This window comes from Corallococcus sp. CA041A (assembly GCF_003612075.1).
Taxonomy (GTDB): Bacteria; Myxococcota; Myxococcia; order Myxococcales; family Myxococcaceae; genus Corallococcus; species Corallococcus exiguus.
This window is the reverse complement of record NZ_RAWF01000340.1, coordinates 1-9,225: the sequence shown is the minus strand read 5'-3', so window position 1 is coordinate 9,225 and position 9,225 is coordinate 1. Positions and strand designations below refer to the sequence as shown.

The following is a 9,225-nucleotide window of genomic DNA, read 5'->3' as shown; positions in this document are numbered from 1 at the left end:
GGGGATGCCGGCTCAGCTGATGGGGGGCAGCAACCAACCGACGGCGGGCCCACTTCTTGCGGCGACGTTCCCGTAGAGGGACGGTGTGCCACGACCACACGCGTGGAAGCATGCGTAACACCCACGGGGACTGCACGTCCTTCGGTGCTGCGCTACGATTGCCTAAATGGTGAATCGTGTGCCGTCCTCTCTGGAAAGGCGCAGTGCATACTGACGTCCGCTTGCCGGGGGGGAGCTACGCGCTGCGCGAGTGGCACAGCACTCGAAACCTGTACGAGCGGGAACTGGGTGGCCACGGCTTGCCCTGGTGGCTGCGGAACGAGCTCACTCGGCAGTTTCTGTGCAGCCGCTACATCGAAGAAGGTCCTAAGCGCGAAAGTAGCCTACGAAGCACGGGGGCCGAACGCTCAACGCACCGACTGGGGACCCGTCTTTCTCGCGCCCGCGCCTAGCTTTACGGTGTTGTCCTACGCCGGTGGCACCCTGCTGGATACCGCGATGACCGACGGCTCCGGCAATTTCTCCGTCGATGTCCCCTCAAGCCCCACTTCATCGGACTTCATCGCGATAGCGCTCGCCGCAGAAGATGGGAATGGTGGTCTCGCGTTCGCAGTCGCCAATCCAGGGTTTTCCGTAGCTGGGAGGCAGGACGTCTTCGCAACGAAGCCGAACCCTACATTGTGGGCCTACTCATTCCCCACCTCATCGATTGGTCCCTCCTCCACGCTTACCATCACCGAGGCCATGGGCTCGGGAGCAGCGCGCGTATACGACTACCTACGTTATGCGCACGCCGTGACATGGCAGCGCTTCGGTGGGCGTCCAGGGCGCCCGCTCATCGTCTGGATGGAATACGGCACAACCTGGAGTTGCGGTGCTTGCTTGGCCCCCTCCGAAACTCAAGTGTTTGGCTTGCGCTTCAGTGCACAAATGTGGATTCCAGCGGATAGCAATCAGAGCTATTGGGCAGATGCTGTCACGGGCCACGAGTTGGGGCATTGGGCGATGGCGAGCTACGGCACGAGTCCAGATGAAGGCGGGCCACATTCCATCGGAACGCCTACATTCCCCGGGCAAGCATGGTCGGAGGGCTATGCGACGTGGTTCAGTGCGAATTTGAGAAACGATAGCTATTATGTGGATAAACAGGGCGGCTCAATGTTCTGGGTGAACCTGAACACACGAGCCTATTCGCCTGGCAATCCCCCATGGTCACGTCCTTCGCCGAATCAGGGGCTCATTCAGTTCATGGATGAGAACGAGGTTTCCGCCATCCTGTGGCGTCTTTCTGAGTCCCGCGCATGGGGAACACCGGCCATTGACAAGGCGCTGTCATCTCACCAACTCAATGCTCCGCCCTTCACGCGCGGCTACACGCGCCATGAGTGGAAGATCAATCCTGACAACGGCCAATTCGTCAACATCGTCAACACGGGCAATCCGCGTCCGATGGTCGCCGATTTTCTCGACGCATTGGTGTGCGAAGGATTTCCATCTGCCGCAGTTGACGGCGCCACCGAACCAGCGACGGCCTACCCATATCCAAGTCGTGCCCCCATCTGCTCGGCTTCCAGTTGTAGGAGCACATGCGGCGGCTGTTGTCAGGCCGGCGTGTGCCAGCCCGGAAATACAGCGACTGCCTGCGGTGCAGTCGGCAGCGCCTGCGAAGCATGTGCGCCAGGACTGGCATGTGTCTCTGGCCTGTGTCGCTAAAAAAACAGACAGAGGCAAGATTGCGGCGGTGGACGCGAGCCCTTCTCGTCCTTCACGCAGAATTCCCCACACTCCCACGAAAGCGTCATGACCCGCCCCAGACTCCGCACCCTCCTTTGCTCAGTGTGGCTCCTCGCGGCCTGCTATCGCTCCGATGTGGCAAGCCCCTCCCATGCCAAAGTAGAACAAAATGGCCCGGCCACAGCCACTCCAGATGAACTCCGAAGCGATGGTCCACAGGCACCGGCAGTGGTGCGATTCGTCCTCCTCGATCAGTCGCCCTCTCGGATACGTCTGCGGGCCGAAGTCCGTAAGCAAGCCCCATTGGGCGTGCCGATAGCCGTAGAGGTGCGCGCACCTAGTGGCGTCCAGTTGGAGGAAGGCCCAGCCAATTGGGAGGTGCCACCCGATGTTCAGCTAGGCATCTATAGTCAGGACCTCGTGTTTCGCATCAAGTCGGCGCCCAGTGATGCAATACGACTCATCGCGCACGCGGAGGGCGCCGGCTTCGGAGTACATGCGACTGACGCCTTCCTAGTCTCTGGCAGCGACAAGTCGCTCGCGCGCGAGTCCGACCAAGCCGGCCCAATGCCTCATCCCACCGGGCCGGCGATCAAGGTGGGCGACACAGACTTTGGCAACACAGTCCCCAAGCACTGACTTTCGACGCACCCTGGAGTTTTCGGACCAATTAAGGCTTGAGAAGATTTCATCTCTAGCCCTATGACAACAGACATTGAAGAAGAGTCGGTGCAGCGAAGAGCGGATGGTCACCACCCCGCGCAAGGCGGAACGCTCGTCCGTGCCTGTCCCTGCCCTAAAATCTACTCGCTGCGTCAAAGGAGAGACAAGGCGTGCTGTCCCCACCCAAAACTCGGTCGCCGCGTCATGGGTGCGCCAATGCCACTTGTGCCTACCCAAAATTCGGTCGCTGCATTACAGGTGCGCCACGCAGCGGCTGCGTCGATGAACGTCTGCCGCGCAGCCGGTCTCGATGGAGGCTGGAGGCAGCATGTGAGTCTAGAGCACATAGCGGTGTTACTCCCCAACCCGGCAACTGCGCCACGGCCTCATTCGGCAGAGCATCAAGGCGAGTGAACGCGGCGCATGCCCATTATCTGTCTGACGAGGCGGGCGCTTGACACTCGGCAAGACCGGCGGTTGCTGGGCCTATGCCACCACGGCCGTCCGGGTGCCATGGAGAGTCCGGAATGAATGAGGGGCAGTAACGCCAGCTGCGCTCCTGCTGAAGACGCAGGGGCGACGGCCAATTGCCGTCGACCGGACCACTTCCGCGTGCGTCTGCCCCACTCCGCGAATCTGACGCACGAACCTCCTCCACTGAGCAGTACTGACGGACACCTCTCCAAGTTTCCATCAAGCCTACGGTAGGACCTACGCCATAGGCTTAACATGACTTGTGTGCCATATAGATTCAGGACGGAGGAGAGCCGATCCTGTCAACAAAGCAGGTCGAGGTAGCGACACTGGAGGGGGAAGGTGGCATGGACACAAAACGCATAATCCACGACTATGTTATCAGGTCGCGGTACATGCGGCACCTGACGCGGATTCTCTCAGGTTCGGCTGGTTCGGCATCAACGGACTCCATTCCCCGAGTGATTGTCCAGTTTTGGGACTCCCCGTCGGAGATCCCTATTGATGTGCTGGAATGCATGAAGAGCTGGGCGACGCTGGAGCCGCTGGGCTTTCGCCGAGAGGTTTACGGGGATGAGTCGGCGCGTTCGTTCATCGAATCCAGGTACGACGATGTGTACTTGGCTGCATTCGATGCGTGCCCACATCCGGCGATGCGCAGCGACTACTTTCGGCTGTGTTATTTAGCCAAGAACGGCGGCATGTACGTCGATGCAGACGACGTTTATCAAGGCGCCGACTGGACGCCGCTCTTCCGGGACTCCCGACTTCGGCTCCAGGCTCTGTGCTACGACTCCGCGACCGACACGATGGTGGACCCAAGCCATGCAATATCGGTCGATGACGCGCCCGTGTCGTGGATTCATTACGTCAACAACACGCCGATCATCGCGCCGGCCAGGCATCCAGTTCTCCTTGAGGCGCTCCAGGCAAGCACCGCGGCGATCTGCGGCCACCGAGGTGGTCCGCTCGATATCCAGTCAATGACAGGGCCGGGTAACCTCACGGTGGCGCTTGCCAACTATGCCATAGAGCAAGAACGACTTAGACTGCCAATCGACGTCGAGATCTTGTGTGATTGGGAAACCATCGCCGTGACTCAGTGGCCACTAAGCTACCGCAACGATGCACGAAACTGGCGCCTGTGGCGCCAGGACAAATAATGGGCTTCTCGGAAGCCAACCATTCCAGGCTCGGGGCACTTACGATTTCGGGCGATGTTGCTCGACGCCGGTATGGTCCCCGCTCCCCCCTCCCGACGACGAGCAGAAACCTCTTCCCGTATGAACACTACATCCTTTTCCGGATTCTGGCCCGCCCTACATGCCCATGCCCGCTACTGGACAAGGCGATTTTTCGCGCAACTGAGTTCCACCGCGTTTTCATCGAGGGGCGAAGGAAAGGGGGTGATCGAGCGAATCTACGTCATTAACCTCGACCGCGCGCAGGACCGTTGGTCCGCTCTAAACCGTGAACTCGGTCGGCTGAAGGATGGAGAAGGTCGCCCGCTCAGCGCGATCTCAAGACGATTCTCAGCGATTGATGCCCGCTACATCGCGGGCCCACCGCCGGCGAACCTGCTCGAACCGACGTACACGCTAGCCGAGCAACTATTTGTTGCCCCCGAGCCAAAACTCACGGTCGACGACTTTGCCCGGGCGACACGGATAGCCATGACGCCGCAAGAGATCGCGGTTGCTCTCTCTCATATTTCAGTGTGGAAGCTGATCGCAGCCAGCGACGCGCCCTACACACTCGTGCTTGAGGACGATGTGTACGTCACGCGGACGTGCATGTCCGTGCTAGATCGTGCATGGAACGAAATGCTATCGGCTCAAGCCATTGATAATGCCGTCGACCTAGTTTATCTCTCATACAAGGAAACCGGCGAAGGGAAGACTCAAACTCACACCGGCTCAGCACTCCGACGACCTACGCGAGGCCTGTGGCAGCTCTCCGGCTACGTGCTCTCCCGCAAGGGTGCAGAAAAGCTCTTAAGCCTGTTGCCAGCTCACGGGCCGATTGACTTGTGGATCAATCTGCAGTTCCGCCACCTCTCGGTTCGAATGACCGAGCAATCTGTGATTGAGCAGCGAGCCGGAGTAACATCGAGCAACTCCTACTCAGTCCTGCCAGTCTTATCGAAGGTAGGCGCAATCCAGCACGAGACGCCTCTGCTCGCTCGGCGTCGGTCAACGAAGGGGCCGCTCGTGGCGGTCGGCATGCCTGGCACAGGACTATCCACAGTAGCGGAGGCACTGTCGGTCCTCGGGTTCCGCTGCATCAGCGACGTTGCCGATATATGCCCTGATGAGCGTGAGGCACTGCTTCGCGGACGCCGAAGCCGGACATTCGACGCTTACGTAAATATCGGCTCGCTAGGTCCGAGCGAACTCAAACGCATCAGCTCAAATTCGTCACTGAGTCTCATCGTCACGACTGGTCCAAGCAGCGCGACGGGCTCGCCCGCTGCTCTCAGCGCACTTGGTGAAGCCATCGATTTACCTCCGCACCGATGTCTCGTTCTTCCGGTCGACAATCCCGATCCATGGGAACGACTCTCTCGGTTCCTCGATTGCGATTACCCAACCCATCCCTGGCCTCACCAGCTTGAGCAGGGACAGCGACGCGTCATCGCGTCCAACATGGGCGAGCGCATGGCTCGAACGGGACGGCGCCTGACTTGGGACACCTCCCCCTGGATCGTTGGCCACACTGACTCGCACGGAGTCGCGCTCGACCACACGATTCCTCTCAGAGAGGTCGGTAACGATGACAATGACAGTGCGATGATTGACTGGCAAACAGGCGCCCGACTTGACGACAGCGAGTGGTATCTCCGTAACGACACTTTCCCAAGCAACAGAGCCATATTCCAGCCCGACAATGTCACACGGCGGAGCAATGGTCCAACAACGCTCACGCTCCGCCGCGAGTCGAGCAGAGTTCGGGACTTTACTGGTGCGGCAATCGCGAGTCGTCAATACTTCACATACGGCACGTTCGCCGCAGACCTTCGCGTGCCATCCGGCTCGGGTCTGGTGTCGGGACTTTTTCTACATCGCAATGGTCCTCGCCAAGAGATTGACATCGAGTTCCTCGGCCGAGACACCACCCGAATGCTCGTCAATGTCTTCTATAACCCTGGGATTGTTGGGACGAGACTGGAGTACGGGTATCGGGGTACACCAGTCCTCATTGAACTCGGCTTCGACGCAGCCAAGGCGTTCCATCACTACGAAATTGAATGGCAGCCCGAGTGCATCCGGTGGCGCGTCGACGGCGTCACCGTGCATGAACGATTCCCCTGGGGCCCGACACCAATCCCCAACCAGCCGCTAGAGTTCAATGTAAATCTTTGGAACAGCGAATCGATCGAACTCGCAGGAGTTCACGATGAAGAAGCACTTCCCGCGATGCTCAAGGTTGCTTCCTTGTCGGCTCGCTCCCGCTCCGGGACGCCACGACACTTACAAAGAGCGGTGGGGACATAGCATGAAGCGACGCGTCTGGAACTCAGGCTACGACATAATGGTTGCGCCTGACTGGTACTCGGTCGATATGGACGCGCAAAGCCTCGTCAAGCAGTGCGTCAATGCGAGTGAGCGAGGCGCGCGGGCTTCGCGCGTCCCTGCTCGGCGAGGAGGTCCGAAATCATCGCGAGGCTCATGGCCACGCCAAGTCGATGTGGAGAAGCGGGTCCGCGGACATCTCCACCTTCGCGGTGCGTGCCTCGCGGAAGGCCTCGCCCAACACGCCGATGTCCGGGGCAGCGCGCGCCTAGCCGTCCAGCCAGTAGCGGCTTTCCGTCTCCGCTCGTAAGTGGCTCTGCACCCAGCCGGCGAGCATCGGCATCTGCACCTCGACATTGCGGCGTGGCAGCTTCGCGCCGCGCGCGAGCATCGCACGGAGGAAGCCATGGACGGCACTCGCGCGGACGGCGCGTGCGTAGGCGAGCTGCTTGTCGCTGACGGCCTTGAGGGGCGGCACCTCCAGCCCGTCCACGGTGAGGACCACATGCGGCAGGACGACGTGGACGCAGCCCGCCTCGAGCTGGTCCGCGAGCGCGTCAGCCGCATCACGCCGCTGGGCCACGCGCACGGCGCGGGCCGAGGTGATGCCGAATCGCTCTTCCAGGACCTGGAGCGTGGGCCCTGTCGTGCGCGGCACCTGCTCATCCACCCCGAGGACGGTGGCGTGGAGGACACCGTCCTCGTCCGTCACGTCGACGTAGGCGTCCCGGGCACGCCGGGCACTCGCGACGCTCCGCACGCGGTACAGCCCCGGCGCCGTCACCCGCACCGTGGCCGTGCCGCTGCCCTGGCGGTTGAGGTCCGCCGTCCCACGCAACCACCGCACGCGCCACTCAGCGCCCGCGGGCTGGAGCTCAGCGACGCCGCCCCGCCGCTCGTGGACGAAGACCTCCACCGTCAGCTCCCGCCGGCCGTCGGCCTCCTGCTCCACATCCCGCGTCAGCCGCATCCACCTGGGGGGCCTCCTCCGTCAGCAGTAGGTGTCGGGCGCGGGCAGGGCACTACCCCGAGGGAGGTAGGCGTCAGCGTTGAACGCGATGGACAAGCGAAGATTGGCCGGCAGAATCAGACGGTGTTGACTCGAGTACCCGTCGAGTCCCTCCACTATGCCGAAATTGGGCGAGCTGGGACAAAGGCCGGGCTCTCAAATAGAGTTCCTCACATGGCCGACCTCACGAAGACTGACTTGAAGAAGCTCAGCCGCCTAGCTGCTGCCCACATTACGGTGGAGTCCCACACCGGATCCGTTACCTTCAGGAGCGGATACCAATCCCCCGTTGCAACCGGCGGTGCCGCTCCCGAGGGAGCGCTCGCGAACAGCGGCACTACGGCCGATGACGTCCTAAGCGATGCGAGCTGGGTGAGACTCGACTCGAAGACAGGTCAACTGGAGATAGACGCCGAGGAGTTCGGACAACTCGCGGAAGCAGCCGAGAAGGCGATTACGCAGCGGGAGCCGCACGCGCCGTTGAAGGATATCGACCTCTATATCTACACCATCCCGCTCGCGCCCAACATCCAGCACAAGGAGGGCTGCATCGTAGTCCAGCCCACCTCGATGCACCTTAGTGATGGCACCAGCGCCAAGCACGTATATTGCCAGACATGCCACGCAGTCTTCGTTGGACGATAGAGGTGCTCGCCATCGGCAGGTAGGGCACGTCGCATCGGAAGTCGTGGGCCAGGCACCTAGCGCAAGTACACCACTACCAGGTGCCCCTCCTTCCCAATGACGCTGATTAGCTACACGTCACCGCTCAGTTCTCCCTGGACCCGTAGACTCTTGCCCGCCTCGGAGCAGGTGGCGTCGATGCTGACGCGCCACGTTGGCACGTCCGAGATGAACGTTAGAGAACCTGTCCATCTGGAGCATGCGAGTTCTGTCAATGAGACGGCGAGAGTGATTCCGTCGCGCGGGAGCGAAACCACACTGCCTACAGGAACCCTAGACCGGGCGAGAGTAAGAGCAACGCTCTCGTATGACTTCGTCGGACAGACGTTCGGAGTCGGCGACCGAATGAGTGTTACGCTGAGAGTCGGATCGGCGGAGCACTGACCAGTGACCGTCCCGTAGGTTTCCGTCGAGGGAAGCGCATAACCGTAGGTCTCTCCTGAGAATCCCGTTGAAGGAAGATTGAAGCGGATGAGGGGCTTCTCCGGCCGACAACAGCCCTTGTTAGCGCCACAATGCGTGGTGTGGCAGCCGACTGGGTTGTTGGCGGAGCCGCCAGTGCAGTCTCCAGTCCAAATCGCATCAGTGCCCGTCTTCGTGCACATCCACACTGTGCTACCTTCGCAGAAGGCTTGGCGAGGCTCGCAGATTTGAGCGCCACTACCGCTGGCTCCCACTGGCCCCTGCGGCCCAGGTGGGCCTTGCGGCCCAGCGATGCCCCGCTCACCCTGAGGACCTTGGGGCCCACCAGCGGGGCCCGCAGGTCCTGGCGGGCCAGCAGGCCCGGGTTCTCCACTGGTGCAGGCAGCAAGAAGGAAGGCAGCAAGGAGGACGGCACGCATGGATATCTCCAACTAGGTCAGTTGGCCTTGGTGGCAGCACTTCCGTTGTGCCTACTCAAATTTCGGTGGCTGCGCCATGGATGCGTCTAGGCCACTCCGGCAGCGCGTCACTGCGAGTGAGCAAGGCGCGCGAAAGGGCGTTGTCCGCCGAGGCGACTGCTTCCTCAAAGCGGGGGCCATTGGGCGTGACCCGGTTCCGTAGACAGGTTGGTTACGCGGCCAGCCTACTCGTTGTGGCCACTCGCTCGAACTCGATGGGGCTGAGGTAGCCCAGGGCGGAGTGGCGCCGCTTCCGGTTGTAGAATAC

At 61.3% G+C, this 9,225-nt stretch carries 5 protein-coding genes; 4 read left to right on the top strand and 1 reads right to left on the bottom strand.

All coding sequences use genetic code 11. The features are described 5' to 3' along the window. The first annotated feature begins 498 nt into the window (after nucleotides 1–498). From D7V77_RS43425 to D7V77_RS37655, 3 genes are all read left to right on the top strand, one after another. Nucleotides 499–1,713 (top strand): hypothetical protein, encoded by a 1,215-nt coding sequence (locus D7V77_RS43425; RefSeq protein WP_147452286.1) that lies wholly within the window; start codon nucleotides 499–501, stop codon nucleotides 1,711–1,713. Between the two features lie 1,553 nt (nucleotides 1,714–3,266). Next, nucleotides 3,267–4,034, top strand: coding sequence for a glycosyltransferase family 32 protein (locus D7V77_RS37660; protein WP_158624565.1), 768 nt, complete (start codon nucleotides 3,267–3,269; stop codon nucleotides 4,032–4,034). A 243-nt stretch (nucleotides 4,035–4,277) separates the two neighbouring features. Further along, nucleotides 4,278–6,365 carry a family 16 glycosylhydrolase gene (locus tag D7V77_RS37655; RefSeq protein ID WP_158624564.1) on the top strand — a complete coding sequence of 696 codons (2,088 nt, stop codon included), beginning with the start codon at nucleotides 4,278–4,280 and terminating at the stop codon, nucleotides 6,363–6,365. A gap of 286 nt (nucleotides 6,366–6,651) precedes the next feature. On the opposite strand, the gene D7V77_RS45225 is transcribed toward D7V77_RS37655, so the two are convergent. Continuing rightward, the gene (locus D7V77_RS45225; protein WP_233597478.1) at nucleotides 6,652–7,353 is read right to left on the bottom strand and encodes a hypothetical protein; all 702 of its coding nucleotides are present in this window, start codon (nucleotides 7,351–7,353) and stop codon (nucleotides 6,652–6,654) included. A gap of 213 nt (nucleotides 7,354–7,566) precedes the next feature. On the opposite strand from D7V77_RS45225, the gene D7V77_RS37640 reads away from it, so the two are divergent. Continuing rightward, on the top strand, nucleotides 7,567–8,037 hold the full coding sequence (locus tag D7V77_RS37640) for a hypothetical protein (protein WP_120581066.1): 471 nt from the start codon (nucleotides 7,567–7,569) through the stop codon (nucleotides 8,035–8,037). Nucleotides 8,038–9,225: the final 1,188 nt, after the last annotated feature.

Bases quoted from the DNA above. Each gene is read 5' to 3' on its own strand.
- D7V77_RS43425 (WP_147452286.1), top strand. From the start codon at position 499: ATGACCGACGGCTCCGGCAATTTCTCCGTCGATGTCCCCTCAAGCCCC.
- D7V77_RS45225 (WP_233597478.1), bottom strand. From the start codon at position 7,353: ATGCGGCTGACGCGGGATGTGGAGCAGGAGGCCGACGGCCGGCGGGAG.
- D7V77_RS37640 (WP_120581066.1), top strand. From the start codon at position 7,567: ATGGCCGACCTCACGAAGACTGACTTGAAGAAGCTCAGCCGCCTAGCT.
- D7V77_RS37660 (WP_158624565.1), top strand. From the start codon at position 3,267: ATGCGGCACCTGACGCGGATTCTCTCAGGTTCGGCTGGTTCGGCATCA.